At 66.9% G+C, this 24,320-nt stretch carries 30 protein-coding genes; 3 read left to right on the forward strand and 27 right to left on the reverse strand.

Translation table 11 applies throughout. The features are described 5' to 3' along the window. Positions 1-72: 72 nt before the first annotated feature. From AAA969_RS08515 to AAA969_RS08605, 19 genes are all read right to left on the reverse strand, one after another. The gene (locus AAA969_RS08515; RefSeq protein WP_338245594.1) at positions 73-1,302 is read right to left on the reverse strand and encodes a bifunctional alpha/beta hydrolase/OsmC family protein; all 1,230 of its coding nucleotides are present in this window, start codon (positions 1,300-1,302) and stop codon (positions 73-75) included. Between the two features lie 140 nt (positions 1,303-1,442). Next, complete coding sequence (gene ccmE / locus AAA969_RS08520) at positions 1,443-1,922, reverse strand: cytochrome c maturation protein CcmE (protein ID WP_338245595.1); 480 nt, start codon at positions 1,920-1,922, stop codon at positions 1,443-1,445. Continuing rightward, a complete protein-coding gene (locus AAA969_RS08525) occupies positions 1,922-2,593 on the reverse strand; it encodes a DUF938 domain-containing protein (RefSeq protein ID WP_338245596.1) in 672 nt (223 codons plus the stop codon). The genes ccmE and AAA969_RS08525 overlap by 1 nt, the downstream gene beginning before the upstream one ends. A gap of 58 nt (positions 2,594-2,651) precedes the next feature. Next, complete coding sequence (locus tag AAA969_RS08530; RefSeq protein ID WP_338245597.1) at positions 2,652-3,947, reverse strand: hypothetical protein; 1,296 nt, start codon at positions 3,945-3,947, stop codon at positions 2,652-2,654. 126 nt (positions 3,948-4,073) lie between these two features. After that, complete coding sequence (locus AAA969_RS08535) at positions 4,074-5,459, reverse strand: sensor histidine kinase (protein WP_338245598.1); 1,386 nt, start codon at positions 5,457-5,459, stop codon at positions 4,074-4,076. Further along, positions 5,456-6,133 (reverse strand): response regulator transcription factor, encoded by a 678-nt coding sequence (locus AAA969_RS08540; RefSeq protein ID WP_338245599.1) that lies wholly within the window; start codon positions 6,131-6,133, stop codon positions 5,456-5,458. Before AAA969_RS08540 ends, AAA969_RS08535 begins: the two co-directional genes overlap by 4 nt. A gap of 9 nt (positions 6,134-6,142) precedes the next feature. Continuing rightward, positions 6,143-6,484: a PepSY domain-containing protein gene (locus AAA969_RS08545; protein ID WP_338245600.1), complete on the reverse strand. Its 342-nt coding sequence runs from the start codon at positions 6,482-6,484 to the stop codon at positions 6,143-6,145. Between the two features lie 67 nt (positions 6,485-6,551). Continuing rightward, a complete protein-coding gene (locus tag AAA969_RS08550) occupies positions 6,552-7,454 on the reverse strand; it encodes a J domain-containing protein (RefSeq protein WP_338245601.1) in 903 nt (300 codons plus the stop codon). A 77-nt stretch (positions 7,455-7,531) separates the two neighbouring features. Further along, positions 7,532-11,296, reverse strand: coding sequence for a baseplate multidomain protein megatron (locus AAA969_RS08555; RefSeq protein WP_338245602.1), 3,765 nt, complete (start codon positions 11,294-11,296; stop codon positions 7,532-7,534). Next, positions 11,278-11,805, reverse strand: a complete 528-nt coding sequence (locus AAA969_RS08560; RefSeq protein ID WP_338245603.1) for an NlpC/P60 family protein — start codon at positions 11,803-11,805, stop codon at positions 11,278-11,280. Before AAA969_RS08560 ends, AAA969_RS08555 begins: the two co-directional genes overlap by 19 nt. Next, a complete protein-coding gene (locus AAA969_RS08565) occupies positions 11,802-12,464 on the reverse strand; it encodes a DUF2163 domain-containing protein (protein WP_338245604.1) in 663 nt (220 codons plus the stop codon). The genes AAA969_RS08560 and AAA969_RS08565 overlap by 4 nt, the downstream gene beginning before the upstream one ends. A 33-nt stretch (positions 12,465-12,497) precedes the next feature. Next, a complete protein-coding gene (locus AAA969_RS08570; protein ID WP_338245605.1) occupies positions 12,498-13,124 on the reverse strand; it encodes a DUF2460 domain-containing protein in 627 nt (208 codons plus the stop codon). Further along, entirely contained in the window at positions 13,121-13,654 is a 534-nt protein-coding gene (locus AAA969_RS08575; protein ID WP_338245606.1) for a phage tail tape measure C-terminal domain-containing protein, read from the reverse strand. The genes AAA969_RS08570 and AAA969_RS08575 overlap by 4 nt, the downstream gene beginning before the upstream one ends. Beyond that, a complete protein-coding gene (locus AAA969_RS08580; RefSeq protein WP_338245607.1) occupies positions 13,651-13,833 on the reverse strand; it encodes a phage tail assembly chaperone in 183 nt (60 codons plus the stop codon). The genes AAA969_RS08575 and AAA969_RS08580 overlap by 4 nt, the downstream gene beginning before the upstream one ends. Then, on the reverse strand, positions 13,830-14,099 hold the full coding sequence (locus AAA969_RS08585) for a GTA-gp10 family protein (RefSeq protein ID WP_338245608.1): 270 nt from the start codon (positions 14,097-14,099) through the stop codon (positions 13,830-13,832). The genes AAA969_RS08580 and AAA969_RS08585 overlap by 4 nt, the downstream gene beginning before the upstream one ends. Further along, complete coding sequence (locus tag AAA969_RS08590) at positions 14,100-14,516, reverse strand: phage major tail protein, TP901-1 family (RefSeq protein ID WP_338245609.1); 417 nt, start codon at positions 14,514-14,516, stop codon at positions 14,100-14,102. 128 nt (positions 14,517-14,644) lie between these two features. Further along, on the reverse strand, positions 14,645-15,145 hold the full coding sequence (locus AAA969_RS08595; RefSeq protein WP_338245610.1) for a DUF4760 domain-containing protein: 501 nt from the start codon (positions 15,143-15,145) through the stop codon (positions 14,645-14,647). 62 nt (positions 15,146-15,207) lie between these two features. After that, positions 15,208-15,621 (reverse strand): DUF3168 domain-containing protein, encoded by a 414-nt coding sequence (locus AAA969_RS08600; RefSeq protein ID WP_338245611.1) that lies wholly within the window; start codon positions 15,619-15,621, stop codon positions 15,208-15,210. Then, entirely contained in the window at positions 15,618-16,196 is a 579-nt protein-coding gene (locus AAA969_RS08605) for a head-tail connector protein (protein WP_338245612.1), read from the reverse strand. The genes AAA969_RS08600 and AAA969_RS08605 overlap by 4 nt, the downstream gene beginning before the upstream one ends. Positions 16,197-16,242: 46 nt before the next feature. Here AAA969_RS08605 and AAA969_RS08610 point away from each other — a divergent pair, with 46 nt between their 5' ends. Then, positions 16,243-16,800, forward strand: a complete 558-nt coding sequence (locus AAA969_RS08610) for a hypothetical protein (RefSeq protein WP_338245613.1) — start codon at positions 16,243-16,245, stop codon at positions 16,798-16,800. A 5-nt stretch (positions 16,801-16,805) separates the two neighbouring features. After that, a complete protein-coding gene (locus tag AAA969_RS08615; RefSeq protein ID WP_338245614.1) occupies positions 16,806-17,147 on the forward strand; it encodes a hypothetical protein in 342 nt (113 codons plus the stop codon). A gap of 295 nt (positions 17,148-17,442) precedes the next feature. Here AAA969_RS08615 and AAA969_RS08620 read toward each other — a convergent pair whose 3' ends face one another. The 7 genes from AAA969_RS08620 to AAA969_RS08650 all read right to left on the reverse strand — a co-directional run bounded on the left by AAA969_RS08620 (position 17,443) and on the right by AAA969_RS08650 (position 23,000). Next, positions 17,443-18,654 carry a phage major capsid protein gene (locus tag AAA969_RS08620; protein WP_338245615.1) on the reverse strand — a complete coding sequence of 404 codons (1,212 nt, stop codon included), beginning with the start codon at positions 18,652-18,654 and terminating at the stop codon, positions 17,443-17,445. Positions 18,655-18,694: 40 nt separating this feature from the next. After that, the gene (locus AAA969_RS08625; RefSeq protein ID WP_338245616.1) at positions 18,695-19,129 is read right to left on the reverse strand and encodes an HK97 family phage prohead protease; all 435 of its coding nucleotides are present in this window, start codon (positions 19,127-19,129) and stop codon (positions 18,695-18,697) included. Positions 19,130-19,341: 212 nt separating this feature from the next. Then, positions 19,342-19,581, reverse strand: coding sequence for a hypothetical protein (locus AAA969_RS08630; protein WP_338245617.1), 240 nt, complete (start codon positions 19,579-19,581; stop codon positions 19,342-19,344). Then, positions 19,574-20,626: a phage portal protein gene (locus AAA969_RS08635; RefSeq protein WP_338245618.1), complete on the reverse strand. Its 1,053-nt coding sequence runs from the start codon at positions 20,624-20,626 to the stop codon at positions 19,574-19,576. The genes AAA969_RS08630 and AAA969_RS08635 overlap by 8 nt, the downstream gene beginning before the upstream one ends. A gap of 107 nt (positions 20,627-20,733) precedes the next feature. Then, positions 20,734-21,195, reverse strand: coding sequence for a helix-turn-helix domain-containing protein (locus AAA969_RS08640; RefSeq protein ID WP_338245619.1), 462 nt, complete (start codon positions 21,193-21,195; stop codon positions 20,734-20,736). After that, a complete protein-coding gene (locus tag AAA969_RS08645) occupies positions 21,192-21,446 on the reverse strand; it encodes a DUF4258 domain-containing protein (RefSeq protein WP_338245620.1) in 255 nt (84 codons plus the stop codon). The genes AAA969_RS08640 and AAA969_RS08645 overlap by 4 nt, the downstream gene beginning before the upstream one ends. A gap of 195 nt (positions 21,447-21,641) precedes the next feature. Further along, entirely contained in the window at positions 21,642-23,000 is a 1,359-nt protein-coding gene (locus AAA969_RS08650) for a DNA-packaging protein (protein WP_338245621.1), read from the reverse strand. Here AAA969_RS08650 and AAA969_RS08655 point away from each other — a divergent pair. After that, a complete protein-coding gene (locus AAA969_RS08655) occupies positions 22,984-23,388 on the forward strand; it encodes a hypothetical protein (RefSeq protein WP_338245622.1) in 405 nt (134 codons plus the stop codon). The two genes, AAA969_RS08650 and AAA969_RS08655, sit on opposite strands and share 17 nt — an antisense overlap. Positions 23,389-23,832: 444 nt before the next feature. Here AAA969_RS08655 and AAA969_RS08660 read toward each other — a convergent pair whose 3' ends face one another. Then, on the reverse strand, positions 23,833-24,294 hold the full coding sequence (locus AAA969_RS08660; protein ID WP_338245623.1) for a YcgN family cysteine cluster protein: 462 nt from the start codon (positions 24,292-24,294) through the stop codon (positions 23,833-23,835). Between the last annotated feature and the right edge of the window lie 26 nt (positions 24,295-24,320).

A 24,320-nucleotide genomic window follows, 5' to 3' on the forward strand; every position in this document is an offset into this window, starting at 1 on the left:
GAGGGACAGGATCACGTCCGGCGATTAAACCCGGCGTGACGCAAACATTACAATAACATTACAAACGGTAACTTACCCGTCATCTTTCAGGCGGGTCCGGATCACCACCGGGCTGTTCAGGGTCCGATGCACCGGACACTTGTCGGCGATCTCCAGCAGGCGCGCGCGCTGGGCCTCATCAAGGGCGCCTTCGAGCACGATCTCGCGCTCGAAAATGTCGACATTGCGTTCCTGCCCGTCGAGGCAGGCCTCGCAATCCTCCGCATGTCCCTTGCTGTGGGCGGTCCGGACCGTGACCCGGTCGAGCGGCAGGGACTTGCGGGTGGCATACATGCGCAGTGTCATGGACGTGCAGGCGCCCAGCGCGGCGCTGAGATAGCCATAGGGCGACGGGCCGGCATCGAAGCCGCCGACCGAGACCGGCTCGTCGGCGACCAGGACATGATCGCCGTCGACGACGTGATTCTCGAATGGACCCCGACGGGTCTCGCGGACGATCACCGCGCCATCGCGGTCCGCCTGCGGCACAGCCGGTCCGGGGCTCAGCACATAGCGCGCGGCCCAGCTGGCGATAACATCGGCGGCATAGAGCGCGTCGCGCTCGCCGCGCAGCAAATGATCAGCATCATCCAGGCTGACAAAGCTCTTGGGATGCTTCGCCGCCACAAAGAGCCGCGAGGCGTTATCGATCCCGACCACCTGGTCGACCGGCGAATGCAGGATCAGCAAGGGGCTGCGCAATTCCGCCGCGGCCTCCTCGAGCGCATGACCGGCGATATCGTCGAGGAATTGCTTCGTGATGGTGAAGGAGCGCCCCGACAGTGACACCTCGGCCCGTCCGTCACGCTTGATGGCGTCGACCATCTCGGCGAACTGGTGAGTGACGTGATTGGCGTCGGCCGGCGCCCCGATCGTCGCCACAGCCTTGACCGAGGGCAGGTCACCGGCCGCCGCGATAACGGCAGCGCCGCCCAGCGAATGGCCGACCAGCAGGGCGGGCGCACCATGCTCGGCGTCCATGTAGCGCGCCGCGGCGAGCAGGTCCTGGATGTTGGACGAGAAGTTGGTGTTGGCGAAATCACCCTCGGACTGGCCCAGCCCTGTGAAGTCGAAACGCAGGACCGCAAAGCCTGCCGCGGTCAGGCGCCGCGCGATACGGCTCGCGGCGAGGATGTCCTTGCTGCACGAGAAGCAGTGCGCGAACAGCGCGTATGCCGCAGGCGGTCCGTCCGGAAGCTCGAGCTTCGCAGCCAGGGTCTCGCCAAGGGCCCCGGTAAACTCAACGCGCTCTGATCGGGCCATGCTCTGTCTCCATTTGCTGCCTCACAGGTAAGAGCTTCAAACGCAGACGCAATCCACAGTGTTGGGATGGGCCCGTTATTGAGAAGGCCTGGTCAGGCACGCCCGTGAAACAGGGCCATCGCAACCATACGGCCGGGGGCTCAGCGGCTTTCCGGTTCGACGGCCGGCTCTGCGGCCGGGCCCTCGCCCTCACCCTGCCAGACGCCGGCTTCGCGCAAAGCCTGAGCGACTTCCGGCGGCATGTAGGTCTCGTCGTGCTTGGCCAGCACGGTCCGCGCCTGGAAGACGCCGTCCCCGGCGAATTGCCCCTCGACGATCACCCCCTGCCCTTCGCGGAAGAGATCCGGCAGCAGGCCGGAATAGACAACGCTGACCTCCCGGGCCCGGTCGGTGATCACGAAGCGCGTAGCGCCCGCCTCGTCCTCACCCACGGATTCCTCGAGAACCAGGCCGCCGACCCGGATCCGGGCCTCGGTACCGGGGTGTTCGGCGGCGATCTCGCTCGGCGAATAGAAGAAGACGACCGCGCTGCGAAGCGCTGTCAGGCCCAGCGCCACGGCGGCAACAAGAACAATGGCGGCCGCACCAATGGTGGCCAGACGGCGATTGCGATGGCGCATCAGCGGGTGCTCCCCGGGCGAGAGGATGAAGGCACGAAAACGAGCGAAAGATTATTGGCCGGCATCTCGACCCGGGCGTCAAGCACGAGACCCTGACCGGCAAACAGGGCGATGACGGCTTCGAGATCGCGGACGCCCCAGGCCGGATTGCGCGATTTCAGCGAGGCATCGAATTGCAAATTGGAGGGCGCCGTCGCCTTGCCGAGCTTGTAGGGGCCGTAAAGCACCACCACGCCACCCGGTCGAAGCTTGCGGGCGGCCAGCGACACCAGCGCCTCCGCCACGGCCCAGGGCGCGATGTGGATGACATTCATGCAGACCAGCGCATCGAAACCGTCGATCACCTCGACGGTCTCGGGACGCAGGAGATCGATCTCGAGCGGGGCACGGATAGCGCCGGACGCCTCGCTGGCCCAGGCCGCCTGGCTGGCGCGGGCCTCGCGATCGGGATCGCTGGGCTGCCAGGTGATATCGGGCCGCAGATGACAGGCGGCGACGGCATGCTCGCCGGTTCCCGAGCCGATCTCCAGCACCTCGGCCTGGTCCGGCAGCACGCGCGAGAGAACGTTCGCGATCACGTCGCGGTTGCGCGCAGCACTCGGCGAATGCAGGCGATCATGCAAGGCCGTTCGGCTTTCCAGGGCGGTCGGGGTCGGATCGGTCTGGTTCATGGTCTCCGCGTACGTTGCCCGGCGCCCGGATGCAAGACAGACGGCGCGGCGCGGGACGCTATGCCGCGGCCGCGGCAGCACCGCGGCGGCGCAGGAGCGCAGCCGCCGTGTCGAGGCCGGCCGAGTCCATCAGGCGAACCGTGATGTCCAGCCCGTCCTGGGCGGTCGTCCGGTTCTGGCCTTCGCTGCCGACGATCAGGTCGACCAGCATGTCGCCGGCTTCCTGCATCCGTTTTTCAGCCGCGTCGGCGATCCGCTTCTGGGTCGAGGCGATTGCCGCTGCAGTGGCATGTTTGCGACAGCGACTGAGGAAATAGAGCAGGCCCTCGGCCTTGTCGATCGCGGCCGTGTTCGGGATCTGGGCCGGGATCACGCGGCCGCTGCGGCCCCGGCGCGGCTCCGGCAGGCCTGAATCGAGGGCCAGCGGCACCTTGGCCAGGATCTTCTCGACATTGGTCGACGCCTCGGCCCGCAAGCCGAACAGCGACCGGCCCCACCGGCCATCCTTGCGGATGCCGAATTCGGCCGTCATTCCGGTCGAGAAGGCGACGAATCGGTCAAATACCAGGGCGCAGGCCTTTGCTTCCTCGAGGGTCTGGGGCGGTTGTTTCAGGCGCGCGGCAAAGAAACCGGTATCGTCCAGCACGGCGTCGCCGACGGCCGCAATCTCGGTCTTCTGCACCACCAGATCGTCATCGCGCCGGCCGATCCGTTTGATGACGCGGAAGATCTGCCAGGGACAATCCAGCCGGCCCATGGTCAGGAGCAGGATCCACAGCGCCGCCTCGGGATTGGTTTCCAGCATCTCCTCGTGAAGCCGCATGACGGTCAGGGAGAGATCATCGTCGAAATCCTCGATCTTGAGCGGTAGCTCACCCATCGCCCGCGCCAGGTCTTCGCAATTGCTAAAGAGGGTGATCGCAACAGCCAGCATCGTCCGCCCATCGGAGCCGAAGCGCTTCAGGAGAGCCGTCATGTCCTTGGGAACCCGGTCCGCCTTGTGCACGGCATCAGCCAGGGCAGCTCCGGCCTGGCGGCGATAGTCGAACCAGATCGGGTCCGTCTCCGGCCGCTTGCACTTCTTGGCGGCCTCGACCATGCCCGGCGCAAGCTCACGGGCCATCCAGCCCCAGATCTTCGACAGGTCCTCGCTCGAAAACCGGAAGCGCGAAGGCGGCACAAGGGCGGAATCGCCAACCAGGGGCCGCAAGGGAGACAGGATGTAGGCCTTCGCAAGATCACCTGCGGGTGTCTGCATCGCCTCGTCCAGCTCGGCAAAAATGCCGCTTAGCGCGGCCGATGACTTGTCCTGGGCCGCCGCAGCCTTCGTCGTCGCCCGCAATCTCGCGCGCATGTGCTCGGGCATGGTGCGCCAAAGCGCTTCAAGCTTTGCCCGCTGAGAAGGTGACAGTTTTGTCATGGCCGAGGATACACAGTTTCTTGCCCACCCTAGTCTTCGACGACTTCGGTTAATGAGCGCTTAGCGACCAGTTGCGGGAAGAGAAATACAGGCAGCAAGGCCGCCGAGTTCTGATCTCGACAAGCTGAGTTCTCCGCCATAGGCCTTGGCCAGGTCCGACACAATTGCCAGACCCAGACCTGAACCGGGTGCCTGCTCATCGAGGCGTACACCGCGCTGAAGCGCCGAGGCGCACTCATCCTCGGTGAGCCCGGGTCCGTCATCCTCGATTGTCACGGCCAACTCGCGCGGCGCCGTTCTCCCGGCCGTGACATGGACCAGGCCGCCGGACCATTTGCAGGCATTGTCCATGAGATTGCCGATCATTTCCTCAAGGTCCTGACGCTCGCCCTTGAAGTTCAGCTCCGCCTCGACCTCGGTTGTGATGCGGATACCGCGAGCCCGGTTGATCTTCTCCAGCGTCCGGGCGAGATCCCCCACGGTTGCACCGAGGGGCGTGCGCGCGCCCAGCGCCTTCGCATGGGCCGCGGCGCGCGCGCGTCGCAAATGGTGCTCGACCTGCTCGGTCATCACCCCGGTCTGTCGCTGGACCAGGCTCGCCAGCTCGCCCTCCGACGCCCGCGCCTCATTGGTCAGGACCGCAATCGGCGTCTTGAGCGCGTGCGCCAGATTGCCGACATGGGTCCGCGAACGCTCAACCAGTTCGCGCGAATGGTCGAGCATGGCGTTGAGTTCGTCCGCGAGTGGCTGGAGCTCGACCGGAAACTCGCCATCGACCCGGTCCGTATTGCCTTCTCGCACCTCCGCCACGCTGTCGCGCATGCGCAGGACGGGCGCCAGACCGATCCGGACCTGGAAGAAAACGCCGGCGGCAATGGCGGTGGCAAAGCCGAGAAACATGATGGCCGAGGTGATCGCGAAATTGCGCACCTCGCGGTCGGCCGGTTCGCGATCCTCGGCCGCCATCATGATCACCATCTCGGCGCGCGAGGGGAGTTGCACGGCTTGCGCGGTCAGTCGCAGCGGCTCGCCACTGGGGCCTTTGGTGTCAAAAGCCATCAGCTGACCGGGGCTGGCGAGCGCTGACTGCATCAACGGATCCGGCGGCGACAGGACCTCGTCCCAGAGCGAGCGCGAGACCACCAGTGACTGATGACCACCGCCCTCCATCTCCGGCCCGTCCATGATCTGCCAGTAGCGGCCGGAAAAGACGCGGTCATAAGCGGGGTCCGAGGGTCGCCGGGCGAGCGCGATACCACCGCCCGGATCGGTCTCGGCCGCCGCCACCAGCGCCTCGACAACGCTCGATAGACGGTCGTCCATCGTTCGCAGCACCGAGCGCTGATAGAGTGTTGTCAGGGCAACCGCGCCCAAAAGCAGGAGGACCAGCGCCCAGGCGGCGGCGCCGGCAAACAGTCTGAAGGCAAGGGATGCCCGGCGCTTCACGAAACCGGGCGTGCCACCGGGTCAACCAGCCGATAGCCCAGACCGCGAACGGTCTCGATCCGGTCGGTGCCGATCTTCTTGCGCAAGCGGCCGACAAAGACCTCGATCGTATTGCTGTCGCGGTCGAAATCCTGGTCATAGATATGCTCGACCAGCTCGGTGCGCGAGATCACGCGGTCCTGGTGGTGGGCGAGGTAGGACAGCATGCGGAATTCGTGTGAGGTCACCTTGACCGGCGCGCCGTCGATGAAGACCCGGGCGCCGCGGGTGTCGATGGACAGGCCGCCGCACTCGATCGTTGCCGTCGTATGCCCGGCCGCGCGGCGGGTCAGCGCGCGCATGCGGGCCAGCAATTCCTCGGTATGGAACGGCTTGGTGAGATAGTCGTCGGCGCCGGCATCAAAGCCGGCCACTTTTTCCGACCAGCGGTCGCGCGCCGTCAGGATCAGGACCGGGAAATCCCGGCCGGCCTGGCGCCAGCGTTCCAGCACGGTCACGCCGTCCATTTTCGGCAGGCCGAGATCAAGCACGACCACGTCATAGGGTTCGGTGTCCCCCATGAAGTGCCCGTCCTCGCCATCCACGGCGGAATCCACGGCATAGCCCGCATCTTCGAGGGCTCGACCAAGTTGCCGGTTCAGGTCCGGATCGTCTTCAACAACAAGCGCGCGCATGAATTCCCCCTATCGTTCGTAGAGTATCTGCCCGGTGCGGGCATCGGCAACCACATCGACGCGGCGACCATCACGGGTCAGGATCTTGATCACGTAGCGCGGCTGGGCGCCGCCCTCGAGCTCGGCATCGAGCACGTCGGCACCGGGATAGCGGCGACGCACCTCGCTGATGACGCGCAGGGCCGGCACCACATCACCCTGCCGCCGCGCATCGCGGGCTTCAGGCGCGGTGTAGCGATCCTGCAGGCTGGCATAGCCGGCAGGCTGGGCCGACGACGCAGGGCCGTCGGCCAGTGCGGGGGCCGCGAAAACGCTCAGGGCGCCGGCAAGGATCACAAGATGTCTCAACATGGCACTCACACTGACGCGTTCACCCTGAACCCGTTCTGAACAAGATACGACCAAAACATGACCGTCTTCACCGCAGCCCCTTGCGCGGGTCATAGCCTTCCGGCGGCGACCAGGTCTCGAGGAAGGCCTTGAGGGCCTCATCGCTCGCCGGCAGCGCCACCATCAGGCGGATCAGCTGGTCGCCGCGCTTGCCCTTGGCACCAGCAAACCCCTTGCCGCGCAAGCGCAGCAATGTGCCGGTGCTTGACCCGGGCGGAACGCGGACATCAACGGGGCCATCGATCGTCGGCGCGCGCACCTTGGCACCCAGTGTCGCTTCCTGGAGGCTGATCGGCAGTTCCAGCCGGACGTCATTGCCCTCGCGGGCAAAATACTTGTGTTCCGCTACGCGGATTTCGATCAGCGCGTCACCGGGCTGGCCGCCCGTGGCCGAAGGCTCGCCCTGGCCGCGCAGACGCAGGACCTGGCCGTCGCTCGCGCCCGACGGCACGGCAACGTCGAGCGTGCGGCCACCTGGCAGCCTGACCCGGTGCTTGCCGCCCTGGGCGGCCTGCATGAAATCGACCGTCACGCTCTGGCGAATGTCATTGCCCTTGGCCGGCGCCTGTCGCTGGCGACCGCCCCCCTCGCTGCCGAAATCGGTGAACAGGTCAGAAAAGATATCTTCAAAGCCGCCGCGACCGGCATGGCGCGACTGCCGGAAATTGAACGGACGGCCTCCCGCTCCGGCGCCTGCCCCGCCCATGCCCGGATGGAATCCGGCCCGCGACGCCGCATCATACTCGGCCCGTTTTTCCGGGTCAGAGAGAAGTTTGAAAGCCTGGGAGACGTGTTTGAAGCGCTCTTCGGCGGCGGCATTGCCCGGATTGGAGTCCGGGTGGAGTTCCTTGGCCAGCGTCCGATAAGCCTTGCGGATCTCGTCAGCCGTTGCCGTCTTGGAGACGCCGAGCGTCTTGTAGGGATCGTCCATGCCCGTCACGCCTTGCCGATGGTAAAACTGGATCAGCCGTCATGTAAGCGGCTTTGCCGGGGATATCAAAGCCGGGCTCACAGATTGAACTCAGCCACGCCCTGCCGCCCCGCACCGACGCGCGCGGAAACCTGCGCGATCCGGACGGTGAGGCTCTCGGGCAAAGCGCCGAGGAGCGCCACAAGCTCACCATCGGTCAGGGAGAGACCCGCCTCGCTCGCGATCGGCAGGACCACGACCTGTCCCGCCGCTTCCAGCTCGATCTGCCAGGCCTCGGCCGCCTCGCCCGGCGGGACATCGGGGGCCGACCAGTCATCGCCGCCGATCCGGGTCTGGCGGATCCAGTCGAGATGGATCGCACCCGCACGACGGGTCAGGCGCAGATGGACCGGCGCCAGTGGCACAAGATCGGCGAACACTGGCGGGACTGTGCGCGCAGTTGCGGCGGCGTCGAGCGGGGACAGTCCGCTCGCCACCGCGACCAGATCCAGGTCGACCCCGCGCTCATGCGGCGCCAGCTCGAGCGGCGCGCAAGCATCATCGAGAACGACCACGCGGCAACCCGCCTCCGCCGCCTGCGCCTCGCTGGCCCCCAAACCCCGCAGAAGACCGCTGAGCTGATAGCGCCCCGGCGCGTCGAGTACCGCCTGCGTGAAACCGATCACCTCCCAGCAGCCCGGCGCGGCCTCGACCGCGATCCGGTTACGCCCGCCGAGAACATCCAGCGGGTCCGCACTATCGAGATGCCCGCCTTGCAGCGCGATATCGAGGCGCGCCGCGCGGTCCCACCGCCCGACCGGTCCGGCCGGCAGGGCGGCGTTCAGCCACCCCATCCGCGCCGGGCGGGTCAGGGTCAGCCGGTGCGTTCCGAAGAGATGCACATCGACCGCGCCGGGCCAGGCCTGTGACCAGGCCGCAACCCGCGGGCCATCCCGACTCTCTCCCGATTGCAGGGGCAGATCCAGAAGCTCCACCGCCGGGCGCAGGCCCGAGACCGGTGGCCATTGCCCGGCCCCGACCTCGCCGGCCGCGAGGGTGATCGTGCGCGGATCGGGACGCGTCAGCTGCGCCGACCGCGCATGCCGACCGGCCAGCGCCCGAACCTGCCAGTCCTGACCGGCGACCCTCACGCAGTCGCCCGGCTCGACCGCCAGCGCATCGGGCGGCAAGACCAGCTCGAGGCGCTCGGCCTGCGCATGCGCCGCCGCCAGCCAGTCCGCACACCAGCGCCGCGCCGTGGCGGCATCGGTGATGACGGGGACGGTCAGCCCCTGCGCCTGCACCGTCCCGAACGTGTCCCGCGCGGCGGCGTGACCGGTGCGGTAGCTGGCCTGGTCGTCATGAAAACCGAGCCGGACATCCCGGATCAGGTCAAGCGGTGCCGGATAAAGCCGGGTGACGCTGTCACCGCCATCACCGGCCGGGGCGTCCACAGGATCGCTCAGCAGGTGGGCCGGCTGCACAGGTCCCGCCGACACGAATCGAACCCCGGCCGCGCCCTCGATCACCGCGATGCCAAGCAAGTCGAGCAACGGGGTCAGCGCGTCGCGCGCCGGCATCGGGCGGTCAACGAGATAGCCCGCCACCAGGTCATGCGTCGCCGATGTATCGCGCTCGGCCAGACCGACGGCGTCGGCCATTTCCTCGATGATGGCAGCGACCGGCACCAGTCCGGCGCGACCGTTGAGCCAGTGCCCCAGACGCCAGTTTGCGCCATCCGACCAGATCTCCGCGCGGGCCGGAAAGTCCGGCCAGGGCCGCGCATCGAAGGCCCAGACATGGGTCCAGTCCGGCTCGACCATCGGCCCGCCATAGACCGGCGAAAGCGGATTGGCCTCGGCACTTTTCCAATGCGCCAGCAAGGTCTCGAGATAGCGGCGCTGGATGAGATCATCGCGGACCCCGGTCGTGAACCAGGGCGGTGCGCTTTCCGAGCTCTTGGGATCAATGAAGACATTGGGCTGGTTGGCGCCCTTGTCGACCGCCGGACAACCGATCTCGGTCAACCAGACCGGCTTGGACATCGGCACCCAGCCGGTCGGTGTCGCGCTGCGCACCCCGCCGGGCCGGTCATGATGCGGGTTGGACCACCAGCCGACGAGATCCTTGTAGCGCCAGACCCAGGCCTCGCCATGCTCAGGGTCGCCGATCGGGGTCCGGATCTGGGCGTCGCGATCAGCCGGGCTGGCATAATACCAGTCATACCCCTCCCCGCCGGCAAGCTGGCTGGCGAGATAGGCGCGGTCATGGGGCCGGCTGGCGAGCGCCGCGTCGAGATGGTCTGAGCCCTCGCGCCAGTCGGCCAGCGGGACGTAGAAATCGATCGCCACCGCGTCGATTGCCGCATGGCTCCAGAGCGGATCAAGATGGAAGGTCTTGGCGCCGCCATCGCCCTGGTGGCCGTGATACTCGCTCCAGTCAGCGGCGTAGGAGAGGCGCGTGGCCGGTCCGAGCAGGCTGCGGACCTCACCCGCGAGATCGCACAGCGCCGCCACCGCCGGATAGCCCTCATCCGCGCCGGCCGTGGTAAGCGCCACCATTTCCGAACCGATCAGGAAACCCTCCACCCCGCCGGCCGCCGCGGCCAGCGCGGCGCAGTTCAGGATGAAGCGGCGATAACGCCATTCGGCCGGACCGGAATAGCTCACCTGGCCGGAACCGACAGCAAAATCCGACGCCGTCGCGGCGCCGAAAAAATCCGCAACCTGAGCGGCCACACCACCGGCGTCCGGACGGATCCGGCCGCGCCAGGGAAAGGCCGGCTGGCCGATACCGCCATCCGGATCCGGCAGGACGTTGCCGTGCGGGATATCCATCAGGATGAAGGGATAGAGCGTCACCGCGAAACCGCGCGCCTTGAGCGCCTGGATCAGGGCGATCACCCCGGCCTCGTCCGGTGTGCCGCCATAGACCGGACGCCCGTCGGCCCGACTGATCAGCCAGGCGCTGTCACGATCCGCGCCGCCCGCTGACCAGGCCTGCGGCCGGGTCCGGGTCTCGCGGTCCTCGACGCCGGGACGGATCTCGCAGGAGCCACAACGCCGATCCGTTCCGAACCAGGCCAGCACGATCTGCACCGAGCGGCAGGCCGGGAGGTCACGCTCCAGATCCTCCAGCGCGGCCAGCACATCGGTCAGGCCACGCCCGTTATGACGATTGAGCGGGGTCTCGGCGCCAGGTCCGTCGAGGCGCATGACTGGCTCGGGGTTGAGCGCGAACTCACCACTTCCCGGGATGAGGTTGACCCCGCGCACCTGCGCTTCCAGCCCGTCCCCACGGTCACCACGAAAAACCTCGACCGAAAGATTGGGGATGCGGTGACCGAATTCATCGAGCGGCATGTCCTCGAACACCAGATAGGCGGTGTCGCGAAAACCCGGCGCATCGGGCCCCTCGATGGCGGTGATCAGCGGATCGGGCATCTGGTCCTCGGTGCCCGCATGCCAGCGCACCGCAAAGCGCGATCGGTCGAGCAGCGCTCCATTGGCCCAGATGCGGCCAATCCCGGCGATCTCGCCCTCGCACAGCCCGACCGCGAAAGAGACCGAATAGGTGAAACGGGTTTCTTTCGGGCCGCCCTTGCCACCGCCGGCGGTGTCGGAATGCTCGGCAAAGCGAGCCGCCCAGATCACCTGCCCCGCGATCCGCGCCCGGCCCCAGAGCCGCGGCATGGCGGCCCCGTCGGTCGAGGTCTGGACGGGCAGCTCGATCAGGCGCGGCCCCTCCCGCCCGGACAGCAGCGCGTTGACGGCGGCACTCGCCGCGACCTGCCCCAGCGCCGGCAGGGCCGAGCGGGCGAGCGACATTGCCGCGCGCCCGGCAGTCAGGACAAGCTGGGCCATGTCATCTCCATCAGGTCTTGAGCGGACCGATCGCGTTCGGGCGGCTCGGGAAAGGCGAAGGCGGCGACCAGCCGGCGGCGCCACCAGGGCGTCAGCGCCGTCTCGCAGACGCTGCGATGCCAATAGGCATGGATGATCCGCTGCCGCTGGGAGAGCACGGCGCAATGGCGCGCCGGACCGCCCGGCTCGGCCGCAAACAGCAGAACATCACCCGGACGCGCCTGCGCCTTGTCGATCTCGGTAAAATGGCGCTGCGCCGCTGCCATGAGTTCACCGGACAGCGGCGTTCCGGACACATCGCGCTGATAGGCCGGGACAGTCTGCGGCTCCTCCCGGTAGAGCGCCCGCCAGATGCCGCGTACCAGGCCGAGGCAGTCACAGCCCGCACCGAGACAACTGGCCTGGTGACGATAGGGTGTCCCGATCCAGCGCCGGGCTTCGGCCAGCGCCAGACCTCGCGCGGATACCGGTGCCGGCGCAGCCGCCATGGCAGCCGGACGGGCGTTCATCCGGTCAGCTCCCGCGATCCGCCATCGCGGACCGGGTCAGCCGCCGGTCCCGCCTGCAGCACATCATTGCCGACCATGTAGGGGAAGCCACGGAAATTCAGCGTGTTGTCGAAACGGTCGCGGCAGGTGGCGTAAGCCTTGTCGCAACCTCCGGCGAAACCGGGATGGCTCGTCTCGACCCCGCAGCGCGCATCGCCCAGTTCCGCATCACAGCGCCGGGCAAAGACCCGGCCCGTCACCTGTGACAGGCGATGGGAGAGCCCCAGCAGCTCGGCCTCGAAGCGGCCATCAACCCGGCGGATCTCGCCGAGTTCGCCCTGGCTGCACGTCACGCCGGCCCCCGTTGACCAGTCGACCCGCGCGATCTCGACCCGGGCCCCGGCCCACAGGCCGGCTTCCAGGTCCGCATCGCGCAGGATGGCGTCATCGAGAGCGCCGACCAGCGCGGTCTGATCGGGTGCCAGCCCGCTTTCCGTGGCGACGTCGCTGCCGCCAAATCCGCTACCGGCACGACAGGTCACGCCCTGCCAGACGAAATCGCGGTCGTGATCGGTAAAGCCGAATTGCGCTCCGTCGGTCCGGGTCACGATCCAGCAATCGCACAGTGTGGTCACGCCGCTCGCGAGCGCCGCCTGGATATCCTCCGGCACGTCTTTCATGCTCACCTCCTTGCGGCCTCGCCGGCCGCCGGTTCAGGGTCTGATTTCGATCAGGGGAATGGATGTCGCCGAGCCCGCCCCCGGCTCCTCGAGCGCCAGGTCGAGGCGGTCGAGCTCGAAACGGACCGGCACATCAAAGGCAAAGCCCGCCGTCACGCTCGCGCCTGTCGGTGGCGGCACGGCCAGCAGGATTTCGCCGCTCGAAAGATCCACCGTGAAGGCCGCCGTTTCGACCCCGTTGACGGCGACCCGCACCGAACCGTCGACCGGCTTGGTGATGGTCCGCGTCCAGCTGTCGCCGCCGCTCTCATAGTGTTTGACGAGCTGGAAGCTGACCTGTCCGCCGTCGCCCGTACCGAGCACCTGGTCGTCCGGTGCCGGGGCCCGGTCGGGCGTGGTCGAGCGATTGTCGAAGGGATCGCGAAAGCGAAACCCGTGCAGCGGGCCGCGCCGAGCCTCGAAGAAGGCGATCAGTCCCGCGATATCAGTCAGCGAGCGCACGCCCGGCCCGGCATCATAGCGGCGCCGACTATCGGCCCAGGCGGTATTGCGCTGCTCGCGACCGGACAGGAGCGGCACGATCTCGGTGCGCCGCTGCGGCCCGCCGGTCGCCCCGATTGCCACCGGGAAGGGGAAGCGGACCTCATGAAACACGCTCATGACCAGCGCCTCCCCTCATCCACTGCTCGCGCCAGTGCCCGGGCAATTCGCCCGCGCGATTGCGCGATCGCCTGCTCGCTGTGACCGGGTGGGCCGGGGGGCAGGGTGAGATGAATATGGACGGCCTGGCCGCCGCCTGCCGGGCCGATCTGACCGGACGCGCCCGGCGTGAAGACCTCCGGACCGCGTTCACCGACCAGATAGGCGGCCCCCGCCTGGACCGGTCCGCCCTCGGCGCGGCCACCGCTCGGCGTTACCGATCCAAGCACCCGGTCGATCAACCCTGCCAGCGGCCGCTCGACCACCTGTTGGGCCGCAAGGAGCGCCAGGTCAGCCAGAATGGCTTCGGTCATGCGCGAAAAATCCGCTTCGCCGGACCGTGCCGCCCGTCCGAGCGCCTGCTCGATCCGGCTCCCGGCCTGCTCGAAAGCGGTCTCGATACGCTCGGCCGCCCGCGCGGCAGGGCCGTCAGCGAGCGCGTCCAGGGCCTCACCGGCGCGATCGCTCGCGCCTTCATCGACTGTGCTCATGAGGATGTCTCCTTGGTGTCGGGAAAGCGTTGGCGCAGCGCCTCCAGCCCGGCCCGGTCGAGCGTCGGCCCGACGCCCGCCTCGGTCAGGGCGCGCCACTCGGTCAGCGACAGGCGCCAGACCTCATGCGGCCGCAGCCCCAGGGCGAGGCCGAGGCGCAGGATGGATGCCCAGTTCATGGCTCGAGGCCGCTGCCCAGGCAGGCGGCAACCGCCTCGGCGGCATCATCGAGTTTCACCGGCAAGGCCTTCAGCTCGGCCAGACCGATCGCGCACCCGCCGCCCCGCGCCAGCGCATGAAGTACGCGCAGCAGGGTCTCCGCGGTCAGCGTGGCGCCCGGCCGGCAAAGGGTCTCGATCTCGGCCAAAGCACCAAGCGTCAGGCACAGGGTGAGCGTCTGCGAGCCGATCACCAGTTCAGCCTCGCCACGTTGCGGGTTGGCCATCTAGAGCCCCTCAAAGGCAAGCGGCCCGGCCGAGGCCAGGCTCATCGACCAGGTCGCCTCGCCATCATGGCGGCCGGCATAATCCAGCGCCGCGACCTGGAAAGGCCCGGTCAGCGTCCCGAAATCGGGAATGAGCAATTGCCAGTCATCGCGCGACTGGTCGAAAAAGGCCTGCCGGATGCGGGCATCGGCCGCGGCATCCACGAAGACACCCGAGCCGGACACCGAACAGGTCTTCACCCCGGCCCCGGCCAGCAGCTCGCGCCAACCTTCCACGCTCTCGGCATGGGTGACATCGACGGGCCGGGCATTGAGCGAGATCGTCTTGAGCCGCAGCCCGGCTGCGCTGGTGAAAGTCGGCGGATCGGCACTGTCCCCGATCCGGATGAGAATGTCGCGGCCAGGCTGGACTGTCATGGCATGCCTCCTCGGTCTCGCGCGGCAGGCCCGCGCCAATCAGACAAGAAAAAACCGCCCTGTAAGGGGCGGCTGGGATGGGGTGTTGGGGCGGGTGGGGCGCGGTGCTTCCAAGACACTTCGCAGAGTTAGACCGCGCTGGAACGCCATTTCCTGACGAGAGCTTCGTAAGCGTTGTAGAGTCTTGGGCCACCAAGAGCTTCGGATCTCATATCGGCTACGTATGCCGTGAAGTCTGCGAAATCCAAAACGTAGCTGGTGCGCCAATAAGAGCGCAAAATTTTCTCGTCGAGCCAGTTCGCCTGTGCGCCCAACGCCATCGCTTCGTAAAAGTTGAACATGTCCTTGACCACACGGGTCGGGTCCCATGGCGCCCCATCCCAGACAAAAGTGTGACGGCGAAGGGTATCCAGTGAGGGATTCGACCGGTCTTGAGCGTCAAGCGAGAGCCGCAAACTTCTAAATCTATCAAGCATACCCGATACATGCGCGTCGGATGTCATACGCATTATCAAATTGACGGTCTCACTTCTCACCGCCGCTTTTCTAACGTGCCGAAAACTGAGGAATGACATCGTCGCTGTGATCAACGAGCCAATGGCAATCAAGAGCGGAGCGTATTGGAGCATTATCTATCTCGGGCAGCCAACCTCGCGACTTCAATCCAAAGGTTTGTCTTTATCAACAACAATTATAGAGGGAGTGCACCCAGCACCGCCCGCACCCGCAGCACACCGCGCCGCAAGCGCCGATCCCGCGTGGCAAAGACGTCGCGATAGGTCGGATGGAGGGTGACCAGGTGCCAGGGCGCCGGCAGGTCCGGCGTCGCGAGCGCGATCACGGCGTCGGCGAGGGCATCGAGCACCGGGCCGGGATCGCTGTCGCGCTGCCAGACATCGAGGCCCAGCCGGACGTCCAGCAGGCGAACCCCGTCGGCACCGGTCTCGACCGTCTCGACCCGCGACCAGCTGGCATGCGGATAGGCGGCGCGGTGGGCGCGGCTCTGATAGAGCCGCAGCGGATCGCCGAGCCGGGCCATCACTGCCGGATCAGCAGCAAATCCGGTCTCGAGCGCGGCGCGCAAGGCCTCAACCACCCCGCTCACAGCTGCACCCGACGGAACGGGGCGATCAGGGCGGCATAGCCCGGCGGCGGCGCACTCGCTCCACCGGTCTCGGCCAGGTGGACGGTGAGCTGCAGCACGGCCTCGCGCAGCGGCGCCGGCACGTCCCCGGGCAGATCGCCATAGCCGCAGCGAAAGCGGATCTCGATCCCCGCCGCCGCGCGTCCCGGCTGCGGCCAGCTCACGCCTGACCGCAGGACCAGCCGGCCCGGGTCGCTCAGCGTGTCCACGAAAAACGCCGCCGGATCGATCTCCGACGGCGTGTCATCCGCGCCATATATCGTGACCGCCTCAAGCGCGATCAGGGGCGGTTTGAGGAGCCTGAATCGCGTCCCGAAGGCCGACAGACGCCCCTCGCCCCACCACACATCGCGCCGTTCCAGCCAGGTCTGGGCGAGCAGCGCCCGCCCGGTATCCCGCTCGACACGCGCCCGGGCGGTTTGTATCCAGTGGTTGATCGCGTCATCCTGCGACGCATCGGACACCCGCAGCCGCGCCCTGGCCTCAGCCAGCGAAACAGGCTCCGCGGCGGGCGGAGTGAGGAGTGTGAGGGACATGGGGGAAAACTCCGGGAGTGATAGAAAAGGGTCAGCGCCGGGCGCCATGACGGCTTTCATGGTCGAGGTGATCGCTCACGGTCTGGGCACAGCTCTGGCCGCCCTCGCCCTGATCATCGCCGCACGATTGGCGCCGGCGAGCGGATCGGATGAGCTCACAGCGGTCGGACTGACGCTGGCCTTGCCGCTGGCATTCCTGACGGCTTTTCTGGTCCGTGTTCCGACGCGCTGGAGCTTGCGAAAACGGTTCGGACTGTCGTCAAGGACAATGTCCTTCTGGCACACTTGGGGCGGGATAATCGGCCGTCGCGGACATCTGAAACGCCACCCCTTGCCGGATTGGGGCCGCGAAAACGCCCGCGTCTACCTGCCGGGTGTCGGATTTCACTATGCGCTCTTTGCGAGCAATGCCTGTCTCGTCCTGGTCGCCTACCATGTCCACCCGCTGGCGGATGCGTTTCTCAGGCTTTTTCAAGCTCCCCTGACCCTGCTTTTCTTCGGCCCGGCGCTCGCCCTCTTCATTCTCGGAATGCTCATCAATCCCTGGCTGATGTTCACCCGCTGGGACAAGCCGGAGCCTGACACTATGAAGCAGGGAGCGTGAGGGACATGGGGGAGAATTCCGGAGCCAGTCGACCGCGCTTATGGCGCGAAGTGCTTGATCGGGCGAAGGCGGCACTGATCGGCTTGGCGATATGGATTGTTTTGACTTTGGGTCTGGTCGCGTGGTGGCAACTGGCGCCTGAGACGGTGCCGCAGCTCGCATTCATCATCCTGTTCGGCTCGGTCATCGGGGCACCGCTCGTCGCGATGTCGATCATCATCAGCGCCATGATGGAACCGACGCGCGACCGAGGGCTTCCAGCCAGAGATGCAAGCGAAAAAGCCGCTGCGGCCATTCGCAAAACTCTGGCCGGTGCGAGTAACAACAGGCGTCCCGGCGCGGACTGAGCCATTGATCCCTTGTCAGCCAGCCGGCCGTATCCGGTTTTCCAGCTCAAGGGTGAAACCGCGAAGCGGCCGCGTTGCGGCCCTTGACCCGGAAAACCGGATACGGCGAACTCCCGGCAAGGGATGTATGGGGCCATGAGCGCTGACGCGCTGCACCGACCACCACAAAACACCGTCATCCCACGGTGGCCGCGAAGCGGTCATCCGGGGGACCTGCGCTTCCCTGTCGGCAGGTGGGCTGAGGTCCCCCGGACAAGCCGGGGGATGACGGTGAATTTGGACAGATTCGGCGAAATCAGCTCACCCCGAACTTCAACAGCTTGATCGCCTCGAAATCCTGCACCCCGCCGCCGACACGTTTGGTGGTGTAGAAGAGGACATAGGGTTTGGCGCTGAACGGGTCGCGCAGGACTTCCACGCCCTGGCGGTCGAGGACGAGATAACCGCGGGCGAAATCGCCGAAGGCGATCGAATGACTGTCGGCGCCGATATCCGGCATGTCCTCGGCCTCCGTGACCGGATAGCCCAGAAGGGTGGAGGTTGCCCCCTCGCCCAGCGCCGGCTGCCAGAGATAATGGCCGTCGGCATCCTTGAAGCGGCGCACGGCGGAGACGGTCTGGCGGTTCATCACGAAACGGCCGCGAGCGCGATAGGCGGTCTTCGGCGCATAGATGAGGTCAATCAGCGCGTCGGCGGGATCTGTCGCGTCGAACCCGCCGGACGTGCCGGTCGCGACATAGCCGAGTTCGCCCCAGGCCTGATTGCCCTCGGCGACGGCGGTATAGTCCAAGAGGCCGCGCGGCTTGTTGATGCCGTCACCGGCGATAAAGGCGGCGCTTTCCTGGGCGGCGAAGACGTCGCGAACCTCCTCGGCCAGCCATTGCTCGACATCGACCATGGCATCATCGAGCAATTGCTGGGTCGCGGCCGGCATGGCGTAGAGCTCGGCGGCGGGGAATTCGATCAGCTCCAGGCTCGGCGCATCGGTCTCGGGACGGGCCGCCGTCTCCGACACCCAGCCGGTCGCCGCGCCGCCGCGCGAGACCGGCTTGCGGAAGACACCGGTTGCGGTCTGGCGCACGGTGGCGATGGCCCGGACCGGCGAGGCCTCAGCCAGCAGACGGTCAATGCGCGCCTCGGTCTCGGCCGGCACGACATGCCCGCCCTCGCTGCCGACACCGGCGGTCAGCGACTTGCCCTCATGGCTCTCCCCGCGCCGCATATAGGCGGTGAAACCGGCCGAGGCGGCACTCATCTCGCCACCACTGGCCAGACCCGGTCGCCCGGCCTCGCTGACCAGCCGGTCGAGCGCGGATTTCTGGCTGTCGAGTACGGCATCAATGCGAGCCAGCTTGTCCTCCAGCAGGACGTCGGCGGCGGCCCGCGTCTCGATCTCGGCGAGACGCTGGTCATTGGCCTGCTTGAACTGTTCGAAGGCGGCGAGCAGCTCGCCCATCACCGCCCGGCTCTCGGCCGATACGGTCGTCATCTTGGTTTCCTTGCTCATGGGTACTCCTGGGTTGGCAAAGGCTTTGAAGGCGAAAAGGTCAGGCGGCGACACGGTCGCCGACCGGCGCCACCAGGCGCAGGCGCGCTTGCGGCAGCATGGGGAAGGTCACGATGGAGACCTCCCAGAGATCGATCGCGGTGAGAACACGGCCGCGGACCTCCCGGGGTCGGGCACAGCGGGTGCGAAAGCCGATAGAGAGTCCGTCGACCGCGCCGCGCCGGACCAGGGCGGCCGCCGCCCGGCCGCGCGCGCCGGTGGTCAGGATCTCGCCGCGGACATGCAGGCCACGGGCATCCTCGGTGATCGCGGTCCACACGCCGATCGGCTCGGACGGGTCGTGCTGGAACAGCATGGGAATGGTGCGACGGGTGGCGAGCGAGGCCGCAAAGGCCCCGCGCGCCACCACATCGCCGCCCAGGTCCGCCAGCCCGAACAGGCTCGCATGACCCTCGATGGCGAGGGTGTCGGTCATGGTTGGGATGTCCTTGTCGGGGGGAAGAATTCAATTCACCCAACCACCGTCATCCCCCGGGCGTCGCGCAGCGGCGATCCGGGGGACCTCGGCTTCCCGGCTGGCAGGTTGGTTGAGGCCCCCCGGACAAGCCGGGGGATGACGGTGGGTAGGTGGGAGTGGGTTGGCAAATGAGCGCCGGGGCGCCCGCTTTCACGAGACCTGCGGCGACCTCACTCCTCCATCCGCCGCTCGATCCGCACCAGGCTTTCCCGCGCCAGGCGCATCTCGGCTTCGAGCCGGGCCAGGCGTTCGGCGAGCGGGCTTTGCCGGTCGCTGGTCTGTTCGAGATAGTCGAGCCGCTCGCCGACGCGGCCGGACCAGATCAGCGCCCCGGAGGTTTGCAGCAGGATGGCGAAGATCAGGCCGAGCGTGACCTGGCGCTGGACGCTCCAGTTTTCTGCCTCACGCATGGTCCGGCTCCGGTGCCTCGAGGGCGGTAAAGTCCGGCCGGATCTCCAGTCCGGCTGAGGACCAGGGCCGCAGCCAGATGGTCAGGGCCCGCGCCATCTTCATCACCAGCGGCCGCACGGTCTGGCGGATGAAGGCGGCGTTCGCCTCGGCGTAGTTGGCGTAGGTGTTGTCGCCCGGCAGGCCAAGCAGGAGTGGCGGCACGCCAAGCCCCAGCGCGATCTCGCGCGCGGCCTCGCGGCGGGCGGCGGTGAAGTCCATGTCGGCGGGGCTGAGCGCCATCGGTGTCCAGTCCAGCCCGCCCTCCAGCAAAAGCGGCCGGCCGGCATTGGCGGGACCGGTATGGCTGGCCTCCAGCTCGGCCTTGAGGCGGTCGAACTGGTCCGGACTGAGATGACCGTCGGCGCCCTTGAAGACCAGCGCCCCGGAGGGACGCGCGGCATTGGCCAGCAGCGCCCTGGCCCAGTCGGAGCCGGCAGTATGCAGATCGAGCGCCCGGCCCACCGCTTCCAGCGGCGACAGCCCGTAATGATCATCGCCGGGGTGAAAGAGCCGGATGTGGAAAACCGGAGCACGACCGGACGCCCGGTCCCGCTGGAACCGGCGTTTGCGGCCAGCGGCGGCATATTCCCAGCCCTCCGGCCAACCGGTCGGTCCCGCCAGCACCCGCATGCGATCCGGACGCAGGAGATGAAGCGCGCGCGGCTCATCGGCCAGGCTCGCCAGCTCCAGATAGGCATTTCCGGCCAGCTGTAGATAACCATAGAGACTTTCCCACAGTTCGGGTCCGGACTGGTCCGGATTGGGCATGTCGAGAAGGCGCGCGATCGTCCCGTCCGACGCCGTCAGCGGCACCGCTGCGGCGGCTTCAGCGGTCAGCCGGATACAGCGATGGACGATGGCATTGCGGGCATAGCCGGCCTGCATCATCGCCGGCAGGGCACGCGGCACCCAGCCGGTCTGCGTCGCGGCGGTCAGCGCGATCAGACGACTGGACAGGGCGGATTTCTCCTCCCGGCCGAACAATCGGTCGAGCCAGTGGGCCATGGGGGGCTCCTTCGGGTTCAAGCGTGGATGTCTGGATTTCGGGCGCAAAAAAGCCCCGCATGGCGGGGCTGATTTGCCGAACGCCGAAGCGTCCGAATGTGGGCGGGTCAGGCGGCCGTTTTTCTCGGATAATGCGTCGGGTCGGCGGCATCGATCACAATCGGCTTCTGCTCGGCCGAATAAACAGTGCGACTGGCCAATTCATCGATGGGCAGGCCGGCCCATCCGGTGAATTCGATCGCCTTCATCCGGAGCACAATCTCCGCCGTCTGGTCGATATTCGTCTCCCCGCGCTCCCAGCGGCCAATGGTTTGGCCATCGCGGCCGATCAGCTTTGCCAGCTCGGCCTGGGACATACCCATCTCGCTGCGCAGGAAGCGGATTTCCTTCGGGTTGAGTCCCCCCTCCTTGTGGGCGACCGCAGACACCAACACCTGGTGCAGCACGTTGACATTCGGGATCGTGATGACCTCGTCGCCGGCCTCATCCATCTGGACCGGAAAGTCCTCCAGGATGACATTGTCGAGGCCACACTCGTCATAACGGTAATTGATGCGGCGCTCACTCATGCTTCGTCCTTCCACATGATGGTCACGACCTTCAGGCCGCGGTCCGGGCCCGGGATCACGATGGAGGCAAGGGTCCGCCCGGCGCTGTTCGGCGTCATGCCTTCGACCTTGTATCTGTAGCAACCTTCATACGGGGTAGCCTCGGCTTCATCGTGGACGAATCCGTTCTTGAGCAGGTGCAGCAGGTCCGCTTCGATCAGGTTCCGTTCGAGCAACCTTTCCTTGGCGTGCCGTGTCTTGGTCAGGGTCAATCCCGGCTCACGGGCCCAGGCATTGATCCGTCGCGTCGCGTCAGCCGGGCGCCATTTTCCGGGCCCCTTGGTCACGAGCTATGTATCACCATGATATATCACAACCGAATAGCGCCTGGCAAACGAGCCGCAATCCTGTTCACGTGCCGCGCTGCCGAAAGTCACCTATAACGTGTACTATGTAAAAGCGCTACCTCAAAGCCGCCTCAGCCTTGGCGCCCCGCCGCGCCCCAGCACCAGGTCGCTGATCGCCCAGACCAGCGCGTCGACGCGGTCGGGGCTGGATTTGGGGCCGTCGGGGGCACCGAAGGCGCACATCTGGTCCTCCAGCGCCGGGAAGGCGCGGGCGTGGCGGACGCGGCCGGCGGCATAGAGGGCGGCCACCGGTTCGGCGCGGGCGCGCTTGCCGCGGCTGGCATGTACGAGACGGACCGGCAGGCCGGGTGCCGCCGCCTGCAGGACCGCGCGTACCATGTCGCCGCCCTGGTTGGCTTCGGCGATCAGCGCATCGGCGCTGTAATCATCAAAGGCCGACGCAGCGCGGGCCGCCCACTCGGCCGGCAAGGCGGGACCGAAGGACAGGTCTGCCAGCACCACGGCACAGCGTGCCAGGCCTTCACCATGGGCACCGGCGACCACAATCCCGCATTCATCGGCACGCGGCCCGCCAGTCGCCGGCGGGTCGAGCGCCACCACGATACGGTCCAGCTCCGGCAGGGCATTGCCGGTCGCCGCCAACCGCGCCGCCTCGATCTGGGACCGCGTCCACAGGGCACCGTCCGGGTCATCGATCAACAGACCTTCCACCTCCTGACGCCCCAGCATCGACCCGCCATAGGCGGCGTTGAGGGATTCAACGAAACCGGGGGCCAGATTGGCGGCATTGGCGGCTGTCGGTTGATGGGTCACCCGGATCGACCCGCGCGGATCCCATGCCTTCACCAGGGCTTTCAAGGCCGGGATCGGGCGCGGCGTGGTGGTCAGCAATATCCGCGGCGCACCGCCCAGCCGGACCCCCATGCGCAGCGTGTCGAGAACACGTTGCGGGTCCGGCCAGGCGGCGAACTCATCACCCCAGGCAAAGTCGAATTGCGGCCCGCGCAGCCCGTCCGCATCCTCGGCGGAGAAGGCATAGGCCTGACTGCCCGATGGAAAGACCAGACGCCGGCGGCTCGCCTCATAACGCGGCCTTTCCATCGCGCTGCCCAGATGTTTCAGGCCTGAGGGCCCCTCTATCATCACTTCGCGGACATCGTTGAAGGTCGGTCCGACCAGGGCGATCCGGCTCACTGTCCGCAGGGCCCGATGGCGCACCCATTCGGCCCCGGCGCGGGTCTTGCCGGCGCCGCGGCCACCGAGAAACAGCCAGGTCAGCCAGTCACCCGGCGGCGGGAGTTGCGGGCCCGTCGCGTGGTAGCGGAAGTCGGTATGGATCGCGTCTCTTCGCTGGCGATCCGCTTCCTTGTGCCAGGCCCTCTCCCGCTCCCGCTTCGTCAGGGCCCAGAACGTGTCGACAAAGGAAAGCATCGTCGCGAGCTTGCTGGACTGCGTCATCGATCGCTGCCTCCTCGTCCGGTTTGTTTTCGTCTGGTTGTTCGGCCATTGCGGCCGCTTCCAGAGCCTCGACCCTGGCGCGGTCCACCTTGCGCAACGCCACATCGGCATTGGCGAGGCGCGTCGCCTTGAGGGGATCGCCCCTCAGGAACTCAATCTCCACCTGTCGTCGGCGACGCTCCCACGCCTCCTGGCGAACGGCCTCAAGCGCACTCGGCTCCAGCGCACGCAGCTGATTGATCCGCTTGCGCATCTGGGCGGTCGTGAGACCGAAATCCCTGGCGATCGTCTCGACCGTCTCGCCGTTCAGAAACATCAGATATCCAGGGTAGATATCCATCTTGTCGCGGCGGCCGCGTCCGGGTTTTCCAGTCATGCCGAATATTAGGCTCGCCCCGTCACCGGTCGGATATCCAGCACGAAAAAACCCGCAACCGCCTGCACGGTCACGGGTTCTTCGGGACGGTGACGGGGATAGCGGCCGGTTTATCCGCGCCTTGTGGCCCCGTCAGGCAAAATCATCGGTCAGTATTCGGTGAAGGCGGACCAGCTCCGGCCGCCCTGTTGCGACCGGTTCTGGCGAATTTGGCTCGAATTTGAAACACCTGATTGAAGGTGCAGTTTCGCTGACATTAAGCGGATCGTGAAAATGCCGGACAATCGGCGCGCGGCGGTCGTTTTGCTATCCGTCTCAACACACATTTTTCCCGGAAGCGCGGCAGCGCTATCCGGGACCAACGGGACACTCATCGCTTCAAGGCGGGCTCGGTCGGACCCGGGCCTTCGCCCGGGAAAAATGGAAAACCGGGTCGGTCAGCCAGACTGATCCGAGCTAGTCCTCGCCCTCACCCGGCCACTCGGTGATCCGCGCCTCCCAGTCGACACTGTCGGGGTCGGGGAACTGGGTTTCCGACGTCACCCGGCCGATGACCGACATGCCGGCCTTTCGGGTCGAGTCGGGGTCGCCGGTCTTCAGCGGGTGCCAGTCATAGAGGTCGCGGCCCTCGGCGATCAGGCGGTAGGCGCAGGTTTGCGGGATCCAGTTGAGGGTCGGGACGTTTTCCGGCGTCAACACGACACAGTCGGGCACATGGGTGTGACGGTTGGCATAGTGGCGGCAGCCGCCCTTGTTGCAGTCATAGAGCTTGCAGGCGACGTCGGTGTCGAGATTGAGGCCGGTATCCTCGTCCTCGAGCTTGATCAGACAGCATTTGCCGCAATGGTCGCACAGCGACTCCCATTCCGATTTGCTCATCTCGCCGAGAGATTTCATCTTCCAGAAAGGCAATGCCATGAGAAACGCCTGAATTTAGCCTCGAT

The organism is Maricaulis maris (assembly GCF_036322705.1).
In the GTDB taxonomy this organism is placed as follows: Bacteria; Pseudomonadota; Alphaproteobacteria; order Caulobacterales; family Maricaulaceae; genus Maricaulis; species Maricaulis maris_B.